The organism is Streptomyces sp. NPDC088261, from assembly GCF_044740805.1.
GTDB lineage: Bacteria > Actinomycetota > Actinomycetes > Streptomycetales > Streptomycetaceae > Streptomyces.
Genome location: NZ_JBIURL010000002.1, coordinates 229,611 through 249,510, shown reverse-complemented (window position 1 = coordinate 249,510; position 19,900 = coordinate 229,611). Strand labels below are relative to the sequence as shown.

The 19,900-nt window shown below is 72.2% G+C and carries 23 protein-coding genes; 11 read left to right on the top strand and 12 right to left on the bottom strand.

What is annotated here, in order from left to right:
• Positions 1 to 7: 7 nt before the first annotated feature.
• Positions 8 to 427, top strand: coding sequence for a phage holin family protein (locus ACIODU_RS05080; RefSeq protein WP_356419118.1), 420 nt, complete (start codon positions 8 to 10; stop codon positions 425 to 427).
• Complete coding sequence (locus ACIODU_RS05075) at positions 424 to 1,104, top strand: DUF3618 domain-containing protein (protein WP_401764047.1); 681 nt, start codon at positions 424 to 426, stop codon at positions 1,102 to 1,104. Before ACIODU_RS05080 ends, ACIODU_RS05075 begins: the two co-directional genes overlap by 4 nt.
• A 115-nt stretch (positions 1,105 to 1,219) precedes the next feature.
• Here ACIODU_RS05075 and ACIODU_RS05070 read toward each other — a convergent pair whose 3' ends face one another.
• The 3 genes from ACIODU_RS05070 to ACIODU_RS05060 all read right to left on the bottom strand — a co-directional run bounded on the left by ACIODU_RS05070 (position 1,220) and on the right by ACIODU_RS05060 (position 3,904).
• On the bottom strand, positions 1,220 to 2,845 hold the full coding sequence (locus tag ACIODU_RS05070; protein WP_401764044.1) for a phytoene desaturase family protein: 1,626 nt from the start codon (positions 2,843 to 2,845) through the stop codon (positions 1,220 to 1,222).
• A 2-nt stretch (positions 2,846 to 2,847) separates the two neighbouring features.
• Positions 2,848 to 3,339 carry an SRPBCC family protein gene (locus ACIODU_RS05065; protein ID WP_401764041.1) on the bottom strand — a complete coding sequence of 164 codons (492 nt, stop codon included), beginning with the start codon at positions 3,337 to 3,339 and terminating at the stop codon, positions 2,848 to 2,850.
• Positions 3,340 to 3,538: 199 nt separating this feature from the next.
• A complete protein-coding gene (locus ACIODU_RS05060) occupies positions 3,539 to 3,904 on the bottom strand; it encodes a nuclear transport factor 2 family protein (RefSeq protein ID WP_401764038.1) in 366 nt (121 codons plus the stop codon).
• A 261-nt stretch (positions 3,905 to 4,165) separates the two neighbouring features.
• Here ACIODU_RS05060 and ACIODU_RS05055 point away from each other — a divergent pair, with 261 nt between their 5' ends.
• The 6 genes from ACIODU_RS05055 to ACIODU_RS05030 all read left to right on the top strand — a co-directional run bounded on the left by ACIODU_RS05055 (position 4,166) and on the right by ACIODU_RS05030 (position 12,643).
• A complete protein-coding gene (locus tag ACIODU_RS05055) occupies positions 4,166 to 5,422 on the top strand; it encodes a flavin-containing monooxygenase (RefSeq protein WP_401764035.1) in 1,257 nt (418 codons plus the stop codon).
• Between the two features lie 80 nt (positions 5,423 to 5,502).
• On the top strand, positions 5,503 to 6,459 hold the full coding sequence (locus ACIODU_RS05050; protein ID WP_356419134.1) for a helix-turn-helix domain-containing protein: 957 nt from the start codon (positions 5,503 to 5,505) through the stop codon (positions 6,457 to 6,459).
• Between the two features lie 166 nt (positions 6,460 to 6,625).
• Positions 6,626 to 7,621: a type I glyceraldehyde-3-phosphate dehydrogenase gene (gene gap / locus ACIODU_RS05045; protein WP_356419136.1), complete on the top strand. Its 996-nt coding sequence runs from the start codon at positions 6,626 to 6,628 to the stop codon at positions 7,619 to 7,621.
• A gap of 338 nt (positions 7,622 to 7,959) precedes the next feature.
• A complete protein-coding gene (locus ACIODU_RS05040; RefSeq protein WP_401764031.1) occupies positions 7,960 to 9,537 on the top strand; it encodes a DUF4331 domain-containing protein in 1,578 nt (525 codons plus the stop codon).
• An 80-nt stretch (positions 9,538 to 9,617) separates the two neighbouring features.
• Entirely contained in the window at positions 9,618 to 10,961 is a 1,344-nt protein-coding gene (locus tag ACIODU_RS05035; RefSeq protein ID WP_401764028.1) for a tetratricopeptide repeat protein, read from the top strand.
• Positions 10,958 to 12,643, top strand: coding sequence for a nickel transporter (locus ACIODU_RS05030; RefSeq protein WP_401764025.1), 1,686 nt, complete (start codon positions 10,958 to 10,960; stop codon positions 12,641 to 12,643). Before ACIODU_RS05035 ends, ACIODU_RS05030 begins: the two co-directional genes overlap by 4 nt.
• A 64-nt stretch (positions 12,644 to 12,707) precedes the next feature.
• Here the strand turns inward: ACIODU_RS05030 and ACIODU_RS05025 are convergent, their stop codons facing one another.
• Entirely contained in the window at positions 12,708 to 12,923 is a 216-nt protein-coding gene (locus tag ACIODU_RS05025) for a hypothetical protein (protein WP_401764022.1), read from the bottom strand.
• Here ACIODU_RS05025 and ACIODU_RS05020 point away from each other — a divergent pair.
• A complete protein-coding gene (locus ACIODU_RS05020) occupies positions 12,913 to 13,308 on the top strand; it encodes a hypothetical protein (protein ID WP_401764019.1) in 396 nt (131 codons plus the stop codon). The genes ACIODU_RS05025 and ACIODU_RS05020 overlap by 11 nt on opposite strands.
• Here ACIODU_RS05020 and ACIODU_RS05015 read toward each other — a convergent pair.
• The 7 genes from ACIODU_RS05015 to ACIODU_RS04985 all read right to left on the bottom strand — a co-directional run bounded on the left by ACIODU_RS05015 (position 13,301) and on the right by ACIODU_RS04985 (position 17,415).
• Complete coding sequence (locus tag ACIODU_RS05015) at positions 13,301 to 13,432, bottom strand: hypothetical protein (RefSeq protein ID WP_401764016.1); 132 nt, start codon at positions 13,430 to 13,432, stop codon at positions 13,301 to 13,303. The two genes, ACIODU_RS05020 and ACIODU_RS05015, sit on opposite strands and share 8 nt — an antisense overlap.
• Positions 13,433 to 13,476: 44 nt before the next feature.
• Positions 13,477 to 13,749: a hypothetical protein gene (locus tag ACIODU_RS05010; RefSeq protein WP_356419153.1), complete on the bottom strand. Its 273-nt coding sequence runs from the start codon at positions 13,747 to 13,749 to the stop codon at positions 13,477 to 13,479.
• Between the two features lie 206 nt (positions 13,750 to 13,955).
• A complete protein-coding gene (locus ACIODU_RS05005; RefSeq protein ID WP_401764013.1) occupies positions 13,956 to 14,681 on the bottom strand; it encodes an SDR family oxidoreductase in 726 nt (241 codons plus the stop codon).
• A 27-nt stretch (positions 14,682 to 14,708) separates the two neighbouring features.
• Positions 14,709 to 15,176 carry a winged helix-turn-helix transcriptional regulator gene (locus tag ACIODU_RS05000; RefSeq protein ID WP_401764010.1) on the bottom strand — a complete coding sequence of 156 codons (468 nt, stop codon included), beginning with the start codon at positions 15,174 to 15,176 and terminating at the stop codon, positions 14,709 to 14,711.
• Positions 15,177 to 15,295: 119 nt separating this feature from the next.
• A complete protein-coding gene (locus ACIODU_RS04995) occupies positions 15,296 to 16,003 on the bottom strand; it encodes an SDR family oxidoreductase (protein WP_401764007.1) in 708 nt (235 codons plus the stop codon).
• 105 nt (positions 16,004 to 16,108) lie between these two features.
• A complete protein-coding gene (locus tag ACIODU_RS04990) occupies positions 16,109 to 16,555 on the bottom strand; it encodes a lipocalin-like domain-containing protein (RefSeq protein WP_401764004.1) in 447 nt (148 codons plus the stop codon).
• The gene (locus tag ACIODU_RS04985; RefSeq protein ID WP_356419166.1) at positions 16,555 to 17,415 is read right to left on the bottom strand and encodes an MBL fold metallo-hydrolase; all 861 of its coding nucleotides are present in this window, start codon (positions 17,413 to 17,415) and stop codon (positions 16,555 to 16,557) included. The genes ACIODU_RS04990 and ACIODU_RS04985 overlap by 1 nt, the downstream gene beginning before the upstream one ends.
• Before the next feature lie 317 nt (positions 17,416 to 17,732).
• On the opposite strand from ACIODU_RS04985, the gene ACIODU_RS04980 reads away from it, so the two are divergent.
• Both ACIODU_RS04980 and ACIODU_RS04975 read left to right on the top strand, forming a co-directional pair.
• The gene (locus ACIODU_RS04980; protein WP_356419169.1) at positions 17,733 to 18,248 is read left to right on the top strand and encodes a carbonic anhydrase; all 516 of its coding nucleotides are present in this window, start codon (positions 17,733 to 17,735) and stop codon (positions 18,246 to 18,248) included.
• A gap of 60 nt (positions 18,249 to 18,308) precedes the next feature.
• Positions 18,309 to 18,953: a LysE family translocator gene (locus ACIODU_RS04975; RefSeq protein WP_401764001.1), complete on the top strand. Its 645-nt coding sequence runs from the start codon at positions 18,309 to 18,311 to the stop codon at positions 18,951 to 18,953.
• A gap of 98 nt (positions 18,954 to 19,051) precedes the next feature.
• Here ACIODU_RS04975 and ACIODU_RS04970 read toward each other — a convergent pair whose 3' ends face one another.
• Positions 19,052 to 19,867: a helix-turn-helix transcriptional regulator gene (locus ACIODU_RS04970; protein WP_401763998.1), complete on the bottom strand. Its 816-nt coding sequence runs from the start codon at positions 19,865 to 19,867 to the stop codon at positions 19,052 to 19,054.
• Positions 19,868 to 19,900 lie beyond the last annotated feature (33 nt).

Sequence of the window (19,900 nt, the reverse complement as noted above, 5' to 3'; positions counted from 1 at the left end):
GAGGGACATGACCACAGCGGAACGGCACGCGCCCTCCGGCGGCGCGGAGGACACGACATCCGCCCTGGTGACGCGGGCGACCCAGCAGCTCTCCCAGCTGGTACGCGAGGAGATGCGGCTGGCCCGCGCGGAGATGACCGAGAAGGGGAAGCGCCTCGGAGCGGGTGGCGGCCTCCTCGGCGGCGCCGGCCTGGTCGGCGTCCTGGCCGCGCAGGCCCTGGTGGTGGCGGCGGTCGCCGCCCTGGCGCTGGTGCTTCCCGTGTGGGCCTCGGCCCTGGTCGTGACCGCCGGGCTGGCCGCGGTCGCCGCGCTCCTGGCGGTGGCGGGGAAGAGGCAGGTCACGAAGGCCGTCCCGCCCACGCCGGAACAGACCATCGACAGCGTCAAGGCCGATGTGGCCGAGATCAAGGAGAAGGCACACCGATGACTCAGCGAGACAGCAACCATTCCGGCCCGACTCCCGAGGAGTTGCGCGCGCAGGTGGAGCACACGCGGGACGAGGTCGGCCGGACCATCGAGTCGCTGGCGGCCAAGGCAGACGTCCAGGCCCGCGTCCAGGACCAGGCCGCCGCCGTGAAGGAGCAGGCGGCGGTCGTGAAGGACCAGGTCGCCGACAAGGCCTCCGCCGCCAAGGACGAGGTGGCGGACAAGGCCGCGGTGGTGAAGGACCAGGTGGCGGACAAGGCCGCGGTCGTGAAGGACCAGGTGACCGACAAGGCAGCGGTGGTCAAGGACCAGGTGGCGGACAAGGCCGCGGTCGTGAAGGACCAGGTGACCGACAAGGCAGCGGTGGTCAAGGACCAGGTGGCGGACAAGGCCGTACAGGTCGGCGACCAGCTCCGCGACCGGACCGATCAGGCGGCGCGGCTGCTCAAGGACAAGACGCCGGCGCCTGTGCTCGACACGGCGGCGGGGGCCGCCGCGCGGGTACGCGACACCGCTTCGCGGGTCGGGCGGTTCGCGGCGGACCAGACGCCCCAGCCCCTCAGCGACAAGGCCGGCCAGTTCGCCACGACCGCGCGGAACAACCGCGCGCCGCTGATCGCGGCCGGCCTGGTCCTCGCCGCGTACCTGCTGATCCGCAACGGCGGGCGGAGCAAGTGACGGCACACCGGCCCCTGACCCGGCGCTGACCGTCGGTGGGTGCCGGTTTCGGTGTACGGAGCACCCGGGCCCCGTCCTTCCGTTCCGATCGGGCGTACTGATCGGAACGTACGGATCAGGGGTGCCGGGTGCCGTCGTGTCCGCGTGCCGTGAGGGCCCGCTGGGCGGCGGTCAGGAAGCGGGCGGGACCGTGAGCGCGGAGGGCGGCCCTGGCCGCGTTGGCGCCCGGGGCGCCGTGCACGCCGCCACCCGGGTGGGCGGACGCCGACGCGAGGAACAGACCGCGTACGGGCGTCTCCGGGCGGCCGGTCCCGGGCAGCGGACGGAAGACCAGCTGCTGGTGCAGGCTCGTGGTACCGCCGTTGAGCGCGCCGCCGCGCAGACTGCTGTCCGCCGCCTGGAGCGTGGGCGGCGCGAGGATGCGGCGCGCCAGGATCCGAGCGCGGAAGCCGGGCGCGTACCGCTCGACCTCCTCTTCGAGGCGGTCGGCCATGCGCTCCTGTTCCGCGAGGTCCCAGCGGCCGGTCAGGCCGTCCGGCCCGGCGTCGCCCTTCACGCGATGCGGGACGTGGGTGTAGGCCCACGCCGACTCCGTACCCGCCGGTGAGCGGGTGGCGTCCGCGGTGGTCATCTGCCCGAACAGCACGAAGGGGTGGTCCGGGACCAGGCCCATGGCGATCTGCGCGGCGAAACGGGTCAGCGCGTCCACGCCGTCCGCCAGGTGGACGGTGCCCGCCGAGGCGGCTTCCGGGGCGGTCCAGGGCACCGGCCCGCCGAGCGCCCAGTCGACCTTGAAGGTGGCGAAGTCCCACTGGAACCGGCGCAGGTCCTCGAAGACCCGGGCCGGCAGATACCCGGGGGCGACCAGCTCGCCGTACAGGACGGGTGCCGTGACGTCGGCCAGGACCGCGCGGCGCGCGGGAATGCCCTCGCCGTGTGCGGTACGGACGCCCACCGCCCGGCCCCCGCGGACGACGATCTCCGTGACCCGCTCCCCGCAGCGGACCGTGCCGCCGCGCTTGGCCAGGCGGTCCATGAGCGCGGTGGTGAGGGAGGCGGCTCCGCCGACCGGGACGGGGAAGCCGAACCTCTGCCCGAGCATCGACATCAGCCAGCCGAACCCGCCGCTGACGGCGGCCTCCGGCGGGAGGTCCGCGTGCAGCGCGTTGCCGGCGAGCAGGAGCCGGCCGCCCTCGCCGTCGAACTCCTCCTCACCGAGCCGCCGTACCGGCAGCAGCATGCTCCGGGCGAAGCGCAGCCCCTCCGCGCCGCGCAGCCGGGCCGCCAGCCGGGTCCCGGCCCGCACCGGCGGGAATGGCGTGAAGAGGGCTCCCAGCAGGTCGTCGCCCAGCCGGTCGTAGGTGGCGCAGAGGCGCGCCCAGGCCCGGCCGTCGCCGGGCGCGAAGGCATCCAGCGAGGCCTCGGTGGTCCGCCGGTCGCGGTCCAGCACCGCGCAGCGCCCGTCGAGGAGGGGATGGGCGAGGACGTGGGGCGCGTGGGTCCACAGCAGGCCCTCCTGGTCCAGTTCGAGCGCGGCCAGGACCGGGGAGGCGGCGGCGAGCGGGTAGAAGGAGCTGAACAGGTCGTTCACATAGGCCGGATGGACGCCGCGGTCGCTCTTGACCGCCCCTCCCGGCTCGTCCTCGGCCTCCAGGACCTCCACGGTCCACCCGGCGTCGGCGAGCAGGTTGGCGGCGACGAGCCCGTTGGGACCGGCTCCCACGACCACGGCGTCCGTCATCGTCAGCCCTTTCTGGAGGCTGTCGGCCGCTGGTCCGCTCCGTACGGCTCCCGGCCCGCTTCGTACGTCTCCTCGACCACCTTCGCGAGCCGTCCGAGCATGCTGCGGTGGCGGAGCTGGATCAGGGCGTCGAGGACCACGTTGTGGGCGAGGGCGCCCCAGCCCCGCAGCGGGTGTTCGTCGACGATCACCAGGGTCTGCTCGCCCCAGGGCCGTACGTCCATGGCGATCCGCGCGGTCCCGAGGGGGCCGCTGTGGGCTTCGAGTTCGAGGATCCGCGGCGGTTCGAGGCGCCGGACGGTCGTGTGTCCCTCGAACGACCGGGGCCCCAGCCGCACGGTGTAGGCGAGCGACGAACCGACCTCGGGCCAGTGGCCCTCGGCCGGTTCGGTCTCGGAGGTCCCGACGACCCAGTCGGCGTAACGGGACGCGTCCGACAGGACGGCCCAGACGGCCTCGGGACTGCGGGCGATGAGCTGGTGCCGAACGGCCATGGGTGCGCTCCTGCGGGTTGGGGCAGCGACGGGTGGGTGAACCGAGTGCCCGGTTTCCCGGCACTGACACCTGCGCGCCACAGTCCGGCGATACCGGACATACAAGCAGGTGACGCCCCGTCCCGCCTGCGGAGGGCCCGGAGCCGCGGCGCCTCGGGCCCGCGCACCTCGGGCCCGCACATCTCGGCCCCTCAGGCCGTCAGGCCCTCAGACGCAGAAGAGCGATCGCGCCTTCGGTGAGGGTGACGACGAGGGTGCTGGGACCACGGCGACGGGCCCCGGTCAGCTCCGCCTCGACGACGACGTCACCGCCGAGTTCGCTCACGGGGTGCATCCGCGTCGGGGTGATGCGACCGCCCTGCCCCACGAACTCACGCTCGGCCCAGGCCCCGATCGCTTCCCTTCCCCGTATCTCACGCCCCGCGTCGTTGACGATGGCGCCTTCGGCGAAGCACCTCGACAGCCGGTCGAGGTCCCCGGTGTTGAGCGCCTCGATGAAGGTATGAATGAGAGAGGTAGCGGCGTCGGGGGCGTACCGGTCGGAAAGTTCGTCCACATTCGTCATGGCGTTCGCCTGCCCCTGCTCAGACTTCCCATGCGAAGCGTGACGCAGGGCACGGCGGGGACGACGGGGAGGCGTGACGGCACCGGCACCGGAGTGCGCCACGGAGGTGCTGACCACACCGAAGAACTCAGTGGTTGTTGCGGCGCGGCGCCTTCGGCCGTGACAGCCGCCGCCTCCACAGAGCGCGGCGATCCGTCCGGGATGGCAGGGTGGCGAGGGTAGATCACCACCGCTTCGAGAAGTCGCAGGTGAGCCTCCTCCATGTCCACCACCTCCGCACACCGCTCCCCCGCGTCCCGCGTCCCCGCCGTCGTGGTCGGGGCCGGGCCGGCCGGGCTGGCGACCAGTTGGCACCTGGCCCGGCTCGGCGTCGAGCACGTCGTGCTGGAGCGCGACGGCGTCGGCGCCACCTGGCGCTCGGCGCGGTGGGACAGTTTCACCCTGGTCACCCCGGCGTGGTCCGCGCGGCTGCCCGGCCTCCGGACGCCGGGCGACGACCCGGACGCCTTCCTGCCCCGCGACACGTTCGTGGATCTCCTCGACCGCTACGCCCGCGACGCCGGACTTCCCGTCCGTACGGGAGTGGAGGTTCTCGGGCTTCGCGGGGAGGCGGGCGGGTACGTCCTGGACTCGTCCGAGGGCGAATGGTCCACGCGCGCCGTGGTCGTCGCGAGCGGCGCGCTGCGTCTGGCGAAGGTCCCGGCCGGCGTGGACGTACCCCCCGGCGTCACGGCGGTGCACGCCGTCGACTACCGCCGTCCGGAGCAGCTGCCGCCCGGCGCGGTGCTGGTGGTCGGCAGCGGGCAGTCCGGCACCCAGATCGCCGACGAGCTGCACCGCGCGGGCCGCCGCGTCCTCCTCTCCACCAGCGCCGTCGGCCGCGTCCCCCGCCGCTACCGCGACCGGGACGTCTTCGCCTGGCTCCACCACCTCGGCATGCTCGACCAGACCACCGAGCACGCGCCGCCGGAGGCGCGGCGCGCACCGCAGCCGGCCCTGAGCGGCGCGCACGGCGGCCGCACGCTGGCGCTCCAGCAGCTGGCCAGGGACGGCGTCGTCCTGCTCGGCCGCCTCACCGGCGTCCACGGCGGCCGTCTCCGCTTCGCCGACGACCTCGCCGACCACATGCGGGGCGCGGACGCCTTCGCGGAACGCTTCCGCACCCAGGTCGACCAGTACCTCCAGGGCCGCCCGGCGGAGGCGGGCCCCGTGGACGCCGACCCCGCCGAGCTGCCCCTCGACGCCCTTCCGGACGCCCCCACGGAGATCGACCCGTTGGACGAGGGCGTCTCGACCATTCTGTGGTGCACGGGCATGCGCCCGGACACGGCGTGGCTCCCGGACGAACTGCTCGACCCCACCGGCGTCCCGAAGCACCGGCGGGGCGTCACCCCCCTCCCCGGTGTCCACGTGGTGGGGTTCCCGTGGATGACCCACCGGGCGTCCGGCATCCTGTACGGCATGGGCACGGACGCCGCCCACGCGGCGGAGCGGATCAGAGCCGACCTCACGTCCTGAGGACCGCCGACCTCACGTCCTGAGGCCGCCGACTCCCCGACCCCGGAGCCGGCCGGCACCCCCGTCGTACCCTTGCCCCCGTGACCGCCCCCTCCCCGCAACGCGTCGCCGTCCTCGTACTCGAAGGCGCGAAGCCGCTCGACGTCGGCATTCCCGCGCAGGTGTTCACGACCCGCGCGAGCATGCCGTACGAGGTACGGGTGTGCGGCGCGGCGCCCGGGCTCGTGGCCGGCGGGGACGGGCTGTCGTACTGGGTCGACCATGGGCCCGAGGCGCTGGCCTGGGCCGACATCGTCTTCATCCCCGGCTACCGCTTCCCCGGCCGCGACGACCCCCCGCGGACCGTTCTCGACGCGCTGATCGCCGCCCACGACCGCGGCGCCCGGCTCGCCGCCATCTCGACGGGCGCCTTCGCCCTCGCCGCGACGGGCCTGCTCGACGGCCGGCGCGCCACCACGCACTGGCACTACACGCGGGCGCTCGCGGCGAGGCACCCCTCGGTCCGGGTCGACGAGAACGTCCTCTTCGTGGACGAGGGCAGTGTCCTGACGTCGGCGGGCGCCGCGTCGGGCATCGACCTGTGCCTGCACATCCTGCGCCGCGACCTCGGGGTGTCCGCGTCGAACCACGCCGCCCGGCGTCTGGTGGCGGCCCCGTACCGCAGCGGCGGTCAGGCGCAGTACGTACGGCGCACCGTGCCCGAATCGCTCGGCGAGCGGTTCGCCGCCACCCGGGAATGGGCGCTGCACCGGCTGGACGAGCCGCTCACCCTCGACGTGCTCGCCCGGCACGCGGCGGTGTCCCCGCGCACGTTCTCGCGGCGCTTCGCCGAGGACACGGGGTACACCCCCATGCAGTGGGTCATGCGCGCCCGCATCGACCTGGCCCGTGAGCTGCTCGAACGCTCCGAGCGCGGCGTCGAGCAGATCGCCGCCGACGTCGGTCTCGGGACAGGGGCCAATCTGCGGCTGCACTTCCAGCGCATCCTCGACACCACACCGAGCGAATACCGTCGCACCTTCACCAAGGGCGAGTAGCAGACCGCCACTGACCGGGGGTCATGACCGAGTGTCACCGCCGCAACGGCACTGCCCCCGGCGGCGCTGACCCAGTGGCGTGATCCTTTTGAACCATGGCACTCGCGCCGCTGCCGTCGGCCGGACCCGCGCGCGAGACTTCGGGTGAACCGAAGGGACACCACTCATGACTCGTATCGCCATCAATGGATTCGGCCGCATCGGACGCAACGCGCTGCGCGCGCTGCTCGAACGGGACACCGCCCTCGAGGTCGTCGCCGTCAACGACCTCACGGAGCCCGCCGCCCTGGCCCGGTTGCTCGCCTTCGACTCGACGTCCGGCCGACTCGGCCGCCCGGTGACCGTCGAGGGGAACACTCTTGTCGTCGGCAGCCACCGCATCACCGTGCTCGCCGAGCGCGACCCGTCCCAGCTGCCCTGGGCCGACCTGGGCGTCGAGATCGTCCTCGAATCGACCGGCCGCTTCACCTCCGCGAGGGCAGCCCGCGCGCACCTCGAAGCGGGCGCGAAGAAGGTGCTGGTCAGCGCGCCGTCGGACGGCGCGGACGTGACGCTCGCGTACGGGGTCAACAACGACGCGTACGACCCGGCGGCGCACACGATCATCTCGAACGCCTCGTGCACGACCAACGCGCTCGCGCCGCTGGCGGCCGTACTGGACGAACTGGCTGGCATCGAGCACGGCTTCATGACCACGGTGCACGCGTACACCCAGGAGCAGAACCTCCAGGACGGCCCGCACCGCGATCCCCGCCGCGCCCGCGCCGCCGCCGTCAACATCGTGCCGACCACCACGGGCGCCGCGAAGGCGATCGGCCGCGTCCTGCCCAACCTGGACGGCAAGCTGTCGGGCGACTCGATCCGCGTACCGGTTCCGGTCGGCTCGATCGTCGAACTCAACACGACCGTCGCCCGCGACGTGACGCGCGACGAGGTACTGGAGGCGTACCGCGCCGCCGCGCGCGGATCGCTCGCGGGCCTGCTGGAGTACTCGGAGGACCCGCTGGTGTCGTCCGACATCACGGGCAATCCGGCCTCCGCGATCTTCGACTCGGCACTGACCCGCGTCGAAGGCCGCCACATCAAGGTCGTCGCCTGGTACGACAACGAGTGGGGCTTCTCGAACCGCGTGATCGACACACTGGAGTTCCTGACCCGCTGACTGGAATTCCCCACCCGCACCCCCGCCCCGATCTCCGCGGCCCGCACCGGACTCACCTCCCGGTGCGGGCCGCGCCGTTGTGCACGCGGAATCCTGGCGTCACCCGGAACCCTCGTCCGAATGCAGCACAGAGGCCCACCCCTTCGAGGGAACGTGCCGGTGGAGACCAACCCGCCCCCCGGGACCTGACGAAGAGGAAGCGTGGGCCGACCCCACGGCCGGGGCCACCGCTGGTGCCCCCGGACGCGCGTCCGGCCCCGTGCCCACTCCCCGGACCTCCCTGCCCGATCGCGCGGTGTGCGCGAAGAGCCGGGAATCCGCATTCGAGAGGAACCGTCTTGACCTCCAGATCGGCACGCCCCCGTTCACGGCGTGTGCTCGACCAGTCCCTCCTCGTCCTGGGCGCCGGCGCCCTCGCGACCGGCCTCGGCGCCCTCACCCTGGCGCCGGGCGTCAGCGCCGCCTCCAGCCACCGCGAGGCGCCGCTCATCGCGGGCGACCCGCGCGCGGACAACACCGACGTGTACGCGTTCACCAGCCAGGACCGCCCCGACTCGGTCACCCTCCTGGCGAACTGGATCCCGTTCGAGGAGCCCAACGGCGGACCGAACTTCTACGCCTTCGGCGAGGACCTCCGCTACAACATCAAGATCGACAACACCGGTGACGGCGTCTCCGACATCACGTACACCTGGCGCTTCCACAACAAGGTCCGCGACGCGGCCGGCCAGTTCCTCTACAACACCGGCCCGGTCACCTCGCTGAACGACCCGGACCTCAACTTCCGTCAGGTGTACGACCTGGTGGTCTCCCACGGGAGCAAGAGCAAGGTCCTGCTCTCCGACGTACCGGCCGCCCCCTCCCGCGTGGGGCCCGCCTCCATGCCGGACTACGCCGCCCTGCGCCGCCAGGCGATCCGCAACGTACCCGGCGGCGGCAAGACCTTCGCCGGCCAGGCGGACGACTCGTTCTTCGCCGACCTGCGGGTCTTCGACCTCCTGTACGGCGGCAACCTCAGCGAGCGCGGCCAGGACACCCTCGCCGGCTACAACGTCAACTCCGTCGCCCTTCAGATCCCCAAGGCGCAGCTCGCGCTGAAGGGGAACCCGGGCCGCAACCCGGTCGTCGGCGTGTGGTCGACGACCGACCGCCAGGGCGTGCAGGTCTCCGACTCGCGCACCCCGCGCCCCGCCCCGTGGAAGCAGGTCTCGCGGCTGGGCAACCCGCTGGTCAACGAGGTGGTCGTACCGCTCAAGTACAAGGACGCCTTCAACACGCTCAACCCGGACCAGGACCGTACCGTCCAGCCGGTCGTCGACAAGGTCCTCGACCCGATCCTGCCCAAGCTGATCCAGCAGGTGTACGGCATCCCGGCCCCGGCCACCCCGCGCAAGGACCTGTTCGAGATCTACCTGACGGGTATCTGCAAGGCGTGCGGGCCCATCAAGGCCGACCTCAACTCCCACCGCCTGAACAAGGACGCGCCGCCGAAGCAGATCGTCCCGGCGGAGGAGCTGCGCCTGAACATGACCGTGCCGCCGACCGCCGACCCCCAGCGGTACGGCGTCCTCGCCGGTGACCTGGCGGGCTTCCCCAACGGCCGCCGCCTCACCGACGACGCCATCGACATCTCGCTCCAGGCCGTCGAAGGCGCCGCGCAGACCGGGCAGCTCGTGCCGGCGCTCGCGGACGGCGACCAGGTCGACACCAACGAGGTGCCCTTCGGCACGTCGTTCCCGTACCTGGCCCTTCCGCACACCAAGTCCGTGAACAGCGGGCCGGACGCGCCCGAGAGGACCTCGATGAAGGGCGCCGCGGCCTTCGGCGGCCTCGGCGCGCTGCTCCTCGGTGCGGGCGGCCTCCGCCTCCGCCGTGACCGCCGACGCGGCTCCGGCCTCGGCCGCCGGTCCAGCTGACCCACCGCTCCCGGCGGGCACGGAGGTCGGTCCTCCGTGCCCGCCGGGGGCCCCATCCGCCTCTCACCGGGGAGACTCCTGTGCACCGGCCCAAAGACCCACCCGCCCCCGCGCTCCGCCGGCGCAGACACCTGCGCAACACCGCCGTCACCCTCGCCCTGGGCGCGGTCCTGTTCACCGTCGGCGCCGTCGGCCTCTCCCCCGCGGGCTCCGGCAGACCGGACACTCCAGCCACCGCTTCGCCCGCCGCCGGCCAGGCGCGGGGCATCGAGGCGATGCGCGAGCGGGTACGGCGCCTGCCGAAGGATCCGGTCAGCTGGGCGGACCTCGGCATGGCGCTGGTGCAGCAGGCCAGGACCACCGCCGACCAGGCCGCGTACGCCCAGGCCGAGACGGCCCTGCGCCGCTCGCTCACCCTGCGGCCCGCCGAGAACCTCCACGCCGAGATCGGCATGGGCGCCCTCGCCGCGGCCCGCCACCACTTCCGTGACGCCCTGACCTGGGCCCGCGAGGCGGTCGCGACCAGCCCCACGACCCCCGCCTCCTACGGAGTCCTGGCCGACGCCCTCACCCAACTCGGCCGGTACGAGGACGCGGAGGAGGCCGTACAGAAGATGGCCGACCTGCGCCCGGACAGCTCCTCGCTGGCCCGCGCCTCGTACACGTTCGAGCTGCGCGGCGACACCGGGCGGGCCAAGGCCCTCATGGAACGCGCGCTGCGGGCGGCGGGCACCCCGGGCGAACGCGCCTTCGCCCACACCCACCTGGCCTCCCTCGCCCAGGAGAGCGGCGACCCCGCGACCGCGCTGCGCCAGGCGGACGCCGGGCTGGCCGACGTCCCCCGGGACCCCGGTCTGCTGGCGGCCCGCGCCAAGGCCCACGCGGCCCGGGGGGAGTTCGAGCGGGCGGTCGCCGACCACACCGCGGCCGTCGCGGCGGCGCCGCTGCCGCAGTACCTCCTGGAATTCGGCGAACTCCAGCAGTCCCTCGGCCACCGGGAGGAGGCCGAGGGGCAGTACGCGGTCCTGCGCGCCCAGGAAACACTCCGCCGGGCGGGCGGGGCGCCCGCGGACACCGACGCGATCCTCTTCGAAGCCGACCACGGTGATCCCCGGCGGGCCGTGACCATGGCCGAAGCCGCCGTACGAGAGCGGCCGTTCATCGCCGTACACGACGCGTACGCCTGGGCGCTGCACCGCGCAGGGCGCGACGAGCGGGCCCTCGTACACGCCGACAAGGCTCTCGCGCCGGGCACCCGCAGCGCGCTCTTCCTGTACCACCGCGGCGCCATCCACCAGGCCCTCGGTGACGCGGCCGCCGCCCGGCGCGATCTGCGGCGGGCGCTGGCCCTCGACCCCTCCTTCCATCCGCTGTACGCGCCCGAGGCGCGCAGCGCGGTCCGGCGACTCGGCGGCACCCCATGAATCCCCGCATCCATTTCCGCATCCGCCGGCTTCGGGCCGCCGCCCCGCCCATCGCCGCCCCGCTCATCGCCGCTCTGCTCACCCCGCTCGCCCTCCTCGGCGCCGCGCCACCCGCGGCCGCGCACCCCCTGGGCAACTTCACCGTCAACTACGCCACCCACCTCACCCTGCGCCCGCACGCGGTCGACGCGGAGATCGTGGTCGACCGCGCCGAGATCGCGACCGCGCAGGAGCGCCCGCGGGTCGACCGGGACCACGACGGGTCCCTCGGCGCCGACGAGCGGGGAGCGTACGCGGACGAGGCGTGCGCCGCGCTCGCCGGGCGACTGGCCGCCGACGTCGGCGGTGCGCGCGTCCGGTGGAACCGGGGCGCCGGCGGGCTGACCTTCCGTACGGGAGAGGCGGGGCTCGGGACCAGCCGGCTCACCTGCCGGCTCCACGCCGACGCGCCCCTCACCTCGCCCGCCGAGGTCCGCGTGGTCACCCGTTACGACACCCGGCGCATCGGCTGGCGCGAGATCACCGCCGACGGGGAGGGCGTCACCCTCACCGACTCCACCGTCCCCGCGGTGTCGTCCACCGACCGGCTCCGCCACTATCCGCAGGATCCCCTCGCCGCGCCGCTCGACCAGCGCGGCGCCGAACTGCGGACGGCCCCGGGGCGGGCGCAGGGGCCAGCGGCCGGGCCCGCCGACCGGATCGTGCCGTCCGGCGTACCCGGAGCGGGTGTGGTCACCGGTCTGCTCAACAAGCTCTCCGAACGCTTCGACGCTCTCCTCGGCAGCCGTGAACTCACCCTTCCCGTCGGCCTGCTCGCCCTGCTCCTCGCCGTGGTCCTCGGCGCGTCGCACGCGGCGATGCCCGGCCACGGGAAGACGATCATGGCCGCCTATCTGGCCGGGCGTCGCGGCACCCGTCGCGACGCCGTCACGGTCGGCGCCACCGTGACCCTCACCCACACCGCGGGCGTCCTCGCCCTCGGCCTCGCCCTCCCGCTCGCCACCCATCTCGCCGGGGAAGCGGTCCTCGCGTGGCTGGGCCTGGCGAGCGGGCTCCTCGTCACCGCCATCGGGTGCCGACTGCTGCGCGCAGCCGTCCGGGGCGAAGGACAGGGGCATCACCACGGGCACCACCACGGTGAAAGCCATCACCATCACCACCCTCACCATGGAGAGCACGGCCACAGCCACACCCCACCGCCCGATGTGCCGCACGCGCGCCGCGCGCCCGACACGGACCTCGCCCCCGCCACGGCAGCGGCGGACGGCGGCACGGTGCTCCTGACCAAACCCGCCACACCCGCCACACCCGCCACCACGCCCCCGCACCCCCCTCACTCCCCCGCTCCGGCCCGGGGAAGGCGCTGGACCCTGGTCGGCGTGGGCATCGCGGGCGGTCTCGTCCCCAGCCCGTCGGCCCTGGTCGTCCTCCTCGGCGCGGTGGCGCTCGGCCGGACCGCCTTCGGCGTCCTCCTCGTCGTCGGCTACGGCCTCGGCATGGCCGCCACCCTCACCCTGGCCGGTCTCCTCCTCGTACACCTGCGCGACCGCCTCGCCACCCGTACCGCCCGGCGGGCCTCCGCCCGGCTGAAGGCACTCGCGCGCGTCGGTCCGGCCGCCACCTCGGCTCTCGTACTCCTGGTGGGAATCGGCCTCACGGCCCGCGCCGTCACCGGCATGTGAGCCGGCGCGGAGCATGGCGCCGGCCGTCGAGATCCGCGACTGGGGTGCCGGCGGCAACGACTGCTCAGTCGCAGATCTCGACGACGCCGACGTAGTCGAGTTTCTTTCTCAGGACATAGCCGGTGTCGCTTCCGGAGATGACCTCGTCCACGGTGCCGTAGTAGCGGTCGTGGACGGGCGAGGGATAGCTCGCGGTCTCCTGCCGGAAGAACAGGGTCCCCGACGCGACATCGCCGAGGCGCGTTCCCTCGGCGTCCCAGATCTGGGCCTTGTTGTTCACCCGGTACTGCCGCCGCGATGGGCAGGTCCTCGTCGGTGACGGCTTCGGCGTGGGAGCCGCGGACCGGGTGGGCGGGGCGGGTGGACTCGGGAGGCGGACCGGTGGCGAGGGCCTGGGCGGCCGGACCACCGGTGCCGGTGGGACGGTCGGCGAGATGCTCGGCGAAGGGGCCGGCGCGGGACTTGTCGTGGGCGGCGAGGCCGAAGCGCCCGGGAGCGCGGTCGGGCCGGACCGTACCGGACCGGCCGAGCCCTCCGGGGTCTCGTTGCCGCTGAGAAGTACGGCTGCCAGCGCCGCCAGCACGATGCCCGTCACCTTCCGCGAGAAGCCGTTGCGCTGGACGGCGCCGTCCCCGATCACGACACCCTTGGCGCCGTTCAGGTGAACGGCGTACCGGGCGTCACGGTTTGCGCGGGCGCCCAGTTCATCGCGGGCGCCGCGGTCTTCGCGGGCGTCACGGTCTTCGCGGGCGTCACGGTCTTTGTGCTCTTCGCAGGCGTCACGCTCATCGCGCTCTTCGGGTTCGTCGCCGGAGGGCTTCATGGTCACCGGCTCAGTGGAAGTGGTTGTCCTGGCGGGCGTGGTCGCCCATCACGGCGCCCTTGACCTCGTGCGCGACAAGAACGTACTTGCCCGCCCGGTCGTCGCGAGGGGGCTCGCCCGCGTCCGTACCAGGCGGCTCCTCGTCGTCGCCGGCGCGCCGCTCGCGGCGTACCAGGGAGACCAGTCCGTCCCACGCGTCCCCCGCGGCCCGCTGGACCGTCTGGGTCACTCCGGCCGTCGCCCCCGCCGCCAAGGCCTGGGCGACCAGTTCCATCTCGGGCATCGTTCCCCCTACACCGGCTCACCGGCCCGTACCGGCTCTACGGCGGCCCAGTATGGTCAAGACCCACCTCCGGCCTGACACGTGATCACGCCCGGCACGGCGGTGACCTCGGCGGATCCCGGATCGCGTTCGCCCGGACGAGTGGTACGGACGAGTGGTACGGACCCCGGCCGCGCCCAGGGGAACTGGCCCGCCGGAAATCCCGGTCAGGCGAGCTGGTTGCGGGCGCGGATGATGATTTCGCTGACGTCGACGTCGTCGGGCTGGGCGATGGCGTAGGCGATGGCGTCCGCCGTGATGGACGGGGGGAGGTTGAAGTTGCCGGCCATCGACTCGACCCATGCCATGGTGCCGGGGTCTCCGCCCTGGAGCAGCTCGGTGTCGGCGAAGGCCGGGCTGATCTCGGTCACTCTGATGTCGTCGTTCTCCTTGCGCAGGCCGTCGGAGATCGCGCGCATCGCGTACTTGGTCGCGCTGTAGACGGCCGTGGCGGGGGCCACGTAGTGGGCCAGAGCCGACGTCAGGTTGACGATGTGCCCGGACCCTTGGGCCTTCATGAGGGGCAGGGCCGCGGCGACGCCGTGGAGGAGGCCCTTCACGTTGACGTCGATCATCCGGTTCCACTCGTCCACCCGCAGGGCGGACAGCGGGGACAGCGGCATGATCCCGGCGTTGTTGACCAGGACGTCGATCCGGCCGTGCCGCTCGAACGCACCGTCGACAAAGGCTTTGACACTGTCGGGACGGGTGACGTCCAGGGCGGTCCGTTCCGCCTCGTACCCCGCCTCCGCCAGCTCTCCGACGAGGGCTTCGAGGCGGTCCACCCGACGCGCGCCCAGCACGACACGGTGCCCGTCAGCGGCCAGCCGGCGCGCCGTGGCAGCACCGATCCCGCTACTCGCCCCGGTGATCAGGACAATCTTCGAAGTCATGGATGCTCCAACGTTCTTGGGGAGTTCTCAGTCCTCCGGCGGCGTGGCGCCGGGGCCGTAGGTCATCCGCACCCGCTCGGGGTCCACGGTGGCACCGCTCGCGTCGACAAACGCGAGGGTCACCGGCTCCTTCGTGGCTTCGTCCACGAACAGCACCGCGGGTTCGCTGCTCACGCGTTCGTGCTCATTGCCCCAGCCCGCGAGCGCGGCCAGGATCGGAAGTACGTCGCGGCCGGCGGCCGTCAGAAGATACTCGTCACGCGTGCGCTTTCCGGGCTCGCGATAGGGCCGGCGTTCCATGAGACCCGCTTCGACGAGCGAGGCGAGACGTGCGATGAGAATATCCGTGGGCACCCCGATCTCCTTGAACTCCGCATAACGCGTGCGCCCGTACAACGCCTCCCGGAGAATGAGCAGATTCCATTTCAGACCCAGTACTTCGAGGCTGTGAGCAATCGGGCAGTACCTGTTCAGAGGGAGATCCAAGGTGCTCATGATTCCCATTCTAAACCTGACGCACTGAAAGCCGGTCGGCGACCTCGGACCGCGTTCCGCGGCGATTCAGGCCGAGTCGTCCGCGCCCGACGCAGCCGTGGGGCCGGCCGGTGCGTGGTTCAGTGCTCGGCGGTGAGTTGGGGATAGAGGTCTTCGAGCGGGCCGGAGAGCTTGCGCTTGACGTCATGGCTGATGTCGTCCGCGATCACTTCGAGCGCGCCGGCCTCAAGGGCGTCAAGGACGACCGCGACCATGTCGGCGGGGGCCGACTTCGGTACGTCGAGCTCGGCGATGAGCGGGGTGTCCATGAAGGCCATGAAGGCGCCCAGCACCTGGGTCTTCTGCGAGTCCAGCTCCAGGCGCAGACCGTTGGTCACCGACCAGAACGCGGACTTGGTCGAGGGGTAGATCGACGGTGTGGACAGCCAGCTGAGGGCCGAGTGGATGTCGATGAGCGCGCCGCCGCCATGGGACTTGAGGATCGGCGCGAACGCCTGCGCGACAGCGAGCGGACCGAACACGTTCGTCTCGTACAGCGCCCGCACGTCGTCGAACCCGATGCTGAGCAGCGGGTCGGTGTTCGTGATCGCGGCGTTGTTCACCACGATGGTGGTGTCGCCGGCGGCCTCGGCCGCGGCGGCGACCGACACGGAGTCGGTGACGTCCAGGACCAGCGGCACCACACGCTCGTCGTCCCAGATCTTCGGCTTCCTGGCGGTGGCGTAGACCTTGCGCGCTCCACGGGCGAGGGCCTGGCGGACGAACTCCCCGCCCATCCCCCCGTTCGCACCCGTCACCAGTACCACGGAATCGGCGATCGCTGTCATGGGAATCCCTGCCTCGCTATCTGAATTGGTACATCCAAGCTAGCACCTCTGCTTTGGATATACCAATCCAGACCCCCCCGCGCCGCCCCCGGCACCCCCTCCGCCTCAGAGGCGGTGGGAAGCGGGCCGTTCCCAGACCAGGACGGAGTGCACCGCGCCGCCGGGGAAGGGGTCGTCGGCGGCCAGGGTCAGTCGATCGTCGTCGAGGGTGGCCTCGCGGATCTGGAGGGTGTCGAGCCAGGCGGGCAGGAGCGAGACCTCGACATGGTGATGGAGCTGCTGGGCCGACTCGTCCACGGTGTACCTGCCGCTGTAGGCGAGGTATCCGGTCGCGGCGGCCGCCGCTTGTTCGAGATCACCGCCGTCACTGTCGAGCAGGTCGTAGTCCTGGCGGCCCGGCCGCATGATCTGGGCCGACATGTAGCCGTCTGTGGTGTACATGATGATGCCGACGGCATCCTGGCCGAGGGGATGGATGATCCCCGGGCGTTCGGTGTATTCGGCGGTGAACGACACCAGCCGCCACGCGCCGAGGACCTGGTCCGCGAGCATCACTCGGCCCCCTCGGGGATGGTCTTGAGGGGCAGGCCGAACATCAGCCAGGACTGGTGGCTGTCCCAGTGCGGATAGAGCCTGTCCATCTCCTCGAACAGCTCCCGCTCGGAGATGCCGGACTCCTGGAGACGGCCGAAGTCACGCAGATAGCGCTTCGAGTCCTCGATGCACTCGGCGGTGTCGGGGGCACCGGTCTTCTTGTGACCGGCGATCGCGATCTTCGGATCGAGCGCCGCCAGCCGGTCGAGCGCCGCGATCCAGTTCTCCCGGCTCGCCGGCGTCGTCTCGCCGACGAACATGTGGCACTGGTTGTAGAGCACATCACCACCTACCACCAGGCCGATGGAAGGCACGTGCAGCGACGTGCTGTGCAGTCCGTCGGTACGCCCCTGCTCGATGATGCGGATCTCCTCACCCTCCAGGGCGAAGGTGTCCGACTCGTACACCTCGGGCAGGACGATGGTCTCGGGCAGACCGGGCCACATCTTCCGCCCGAACTCGATCAGCTCCGGCGGCGTCTTCGCGATCACCTCCATCGTGCCCGGCGTGGCGATCACCCGGGCCTCCGGAAAACGGGCGAGCACGGGCGGCAGCCCGAAGAAGTGATCGGGATGACCGTGAGTGACGTACACCGTCGTGAGGTTCTTGCCGTGCAGACCGATCCAGTGCGCCAGGGCCTCACCCTCCGCCTCCGTCGTGAGCGCGTCCACCAGCACGGCGTCACGCTCACCGTAGATGAGCGTCGCCGTCGTCGGATCCCACCCGAACGGCGGCCCCATTTCAAAGGGGCGGTCGCCTACGGCGGGCCTGCGCGGTGAATTGAATACGTTGACGTCCAGCTTCTTCGAAGAATTCACGTGGACCATGTTTCAAGCCTTCCAGTGAGCTCAGAATGCGTGCCGCCGCTCGGCCGGACACTATTCACCGGGATCAACTCGTCCTTGCGAACGTAAGCTCGTTCACCGCACCGGGCAACCGAAGTACCGGAGAGCAAACAGCCGTAAGCCCCTCCCCAGGACCGGCACCCGGACCTCGGCCGGCCCCGCCGGGCGGACCTGGAGAGTCGGCCCCGCCCTGCTCGCGCGGCCACGACGGGCAACGACGCCGTCCCGGAGTTAGCGTGAAGCGCGCGGAGCCGGAATCCGAATCTTTCAAGATCTCTGAGGAGCGCCTCGTGGGCACTGTGGAGACCCTTACCAGCCGGAACAAGAAGTTCGCCGAATCCGGGTACGACGCGAGCCTGCGCATGAGGCCCACACTCGCGACCATCGTCATCGGCTGCGTCGACGCCCGCGTCGACCCGGCCGTGGTGCTCGGTGCGGCTCCGGGGGAGATCATGGCGATCCGCAACGTCGGCGGACGCGTGACCCCTCGTACGCTCGATGAGCTGTTCATGCTCCGCAACGTCGCACAGGCGGTCGGCGACGACATCACCGGCGACTGGGACCTGATCGTCCTGCAACACACCCAGTGCGGCATCACGAAGATCGATGATCGTCCCGAGTTGCTCGCGCCCTACTTCGACGTCGCCGAGGACCATCTCGCCACGACGCTGGTGGACGACCCGTACGGCGCGGTCGCCCGGGACGTGTCGGTGCTGCGCGCCGACGAACGCCTCGGGAGCGCGCGCGTCTCGGGCCTCGTGTACGACGTCGCCACGGGACGCGTCGAGACGGTCGCCGGGCCCTGACCTGGGCCGGGCCGCCCCGGTCGCGGGGTGGTTGAATGTCGGCCCAAGGGGGTGCCCGACATGGTGTCGACCGACCGCTTTCTCGCCTTCGCCGCGATGTCCCTGCTGGTGATCGTGATCCCGGGACCGAGCGTGCTCTTCGTGATCGGACGGGCGCTGGCCCTCGGCCGACGGGCGGCGCTGGCGAGCGTCCTCGGTAACGTCATGGGCTCGTACGCCCTGGTCGTGGCGGTCGCGCTGGGGATCGGCGCGCTCGTGGAACGCTCGGTGACGGTGTTCCTGGTCGTGAAGCTGGCCGGTGCCGCGTACCTCGTGATCCTGGGCGTTCAGGCCTTCCGGCACCGGAAGTCGATGCGCGCCTCCGCCATGTCCGCGCCTGTCGGCCCCGCGCACGGGGATCTGCGTACCGTCGCGGACGGGTTTGTCGTCGGGATCACCAACCCGAAGGGCGTGGTGTTCTTCGCGGCCGTACTGCCGCAGTTCGTGGACCACTCGGCCGGCCAGGTGCCGGCGCAGATGCTGGTGCTGGGGCTGGTACCGATCACCATCGGCCTGATCACGGACACCCTCTGGGGACTGGGCGCCTCGGCGGCCCGCGACTGGTTCGCCCGCTCGGACCGCAGGCTCTCGATGGTGGGGGGCGCGGGCGGATTCGCGATGATCGGCCTGGGTGTGACGGTCGCGGCGACGGGCCGCGCGGACTGAGGCGCGGGCGCCGTCATGCCGTACACCTCGGGGCACCAAGGGCGCGAGGACGCCGAGGACACTCAGGACGCTCTGGACACCCCCGACGGCTCATCGGCTCATCGGCCCAGCGAGCGCAGCTTCTCGTCGCTCTCCGAGCCGGGTGCGGCGGTATAGACCTGGAGCGCCTGGGACTGGTCGGGGTCCACCAGGGTCTGGCAGTGGAGTTCCAGCAGCCCGAGCTCCGGATGCAGGATGCGCTTGGGAGCGCAGTACGGCTCCAGCACCGGATGCTCCCGCCACAGCGAGGCGAACTCCGTGCTGGCGAGCAGCAGCGCGTCGACGATGACCGCGGCGCGCGAGCCCTTGCCGTCCCTGGCGTAGGTCGCGTGCAGGTGCGACGCGAGGACGCGGCTGTGCGCCGGGTGATCGTCCTCGGGATGGATTGCCCGGGCCCCCGGGTCGGTGAACCAGCGGTAGTGCAGGCTGCGGGCCAACCCCGTGTGGCGCGTCTCGTCCCCCAGCAGGGCGACCGCCGGGCCGGTCTGCCGGAGCGTTTCCCCGAGAAGGGTCACCACCTGGGCGGGAGTGTCCGCCAGCCGGTCGAGGATGCGCAGAGTGCCCGGTTCGATACGGTCGCCGCCACCGGCCCGGCGCGGGGTCGCGTAGCCGCCGAGCCGGAACAGATGGTCCCGCTCCTCGGCGGAGAGGTGCAGGCCTCGGGAGATCGACGTGAGCATCTGTTCGGACGGATGCGGTCCTCGTTCCTGTTCCAGCCGGCTGTAGTAGTCGGCCGACACGGCGCACAGCGCGGCCACCTCCTCGCGGCGCAGCCCGGCCGTCCGCCGGCGCCGCCCCCGGGGCAGTCCCACGTCCTCCGGTTGCAGTGTGTCGCGCCGGGTGCGGAGGAACGTCGCGAGTCGGGCCCTGTCCATGGTGCAAGTATCCTCGACGGCGCGCGGGCGCCG

What these genes read in the sequence shown, in the direction of transcription:
- ACIODU_RS04970 (WP_401763998.1), bottom strand. Translation starts at nt 19,867, where the DNA reads ATGGACAGGGCCCGACTCGCGACGTTCCTCCGCACCCGGCGCGACACA.
- ACIODU_RS04995 (WP_401764007.1), bottom strand. Translation starts at nt 16,003, where the DNA reads ATGACAGCGATCGCCGATTCCGTGGTACTGGTGACGGGTGCGAACGGG.
- ACIODU_RS05015 (WP_401764016.1), bottom strand. Translation starts at nt 13,432, where the DNA reads ATGAGCGTGACGCCTGCGAAGAGCACAAAGACCGTGACGCCCGCGAAG.
- ACIODU_RS04975 (WP_401764001.1), top strand. Translation starts at nt 18,309, where the DNA reads ATGGTGTCGACCGACCGCTTTCTCGCCTTCGCCGCGATGTCCCTGCTG.
- ACIODU_RS05055 (WP_401764035.1), top strand. Translation starts at nt 4,166, where the DNA reads ATGTCCACCACCTCCGCACACCGCTCCCCCGCGTCCCGCGTCCCCGCC.
- ACIODU_RS05030 (WP_401764025.1), top strand. Translation starts at nt 10,958, where the DNA reads ATGAATCCCCGCATCCATTTCCGCATCCGCCGGCTTCGGGCCGCCGCC.
- ACIODU_RS05060 (WP_401764038.1), bottom strand. Translation starts at nt 3,904, where the DNA reads ATGACGAATGTGGACGAACTTTCCGACCGGTACGCCCCCGACGCCGCT.
- ACIODU_RS05010 (WP_356419153.1), bottom strand. Translation starts at nt 13,749, where the DNA reads ATGCCCGAGATGGAACTGGTCGCCCAGGCCTTGGCGGCGGGGGCGACG.
- ACIODU_RS05070 (WP_401764044.1), bottom strand. Translation starts at nt 2,845, where the DNA reads ATGACGGACGCCGTGGTCGTGGGAGCCGGTCCCAACGGGCTCGTCGCC.
- ACIODU_RS05000 (WP_401764010.1), bottom strand. Translation starts at nt 15,176, where the DNA reads ATGAGCACCTTGGATCTCCCTCTGAACAGGTACTGCCCGATTGCTCAC.
- ACIODU_RS05065 (WP_401764041.1), bottom strand. Translation starts at nt 3,339, where the DNA reads ATGGCCGTTCGGCACCAGCTCATCGCCCGCAGTCCCGAGGCCGTCTGG.
- ACIODU_RS05005 (WP_401764013.1), bottom strand. Translation starts at nt 14,681, where the DNA reads ATGACTTCGAAGATTGTCCTGATCACCGGGGCGAGTAGCGGGATCGGT.
- ACIODU_RS04990 (WP_401764004.1), bottom strand. Translation starts at nt 16,555, where the DNA reads ATGCTCGCGGACCAGGTCCTCGGCGCGTGGCGGCTGGTGTCGTTCACC.
- gap (WP_356419136.1), top strand. Translation starts at nt 6,626, where the DNA reads ATGACTCGTATCGCCATCAATGGATTCGGCCGCATCGGACGCAACGCG.
- ACIODU_RS05080 (WP_356419118.1), top strand. Translation starts at nt 8, where the DNA reads ATGACCACAGCGGAACGGCACGCGCCCTCCGGCGGCGCGGAGGACACG.
- ACIODU_RS05075 (WP_401764047.1), top strand. Translation starts at nt 424, where the DNA reads ATGACTCAGCGAGACAGCAACCATTCCGGCCCGACTCCCGAGGAGTTG.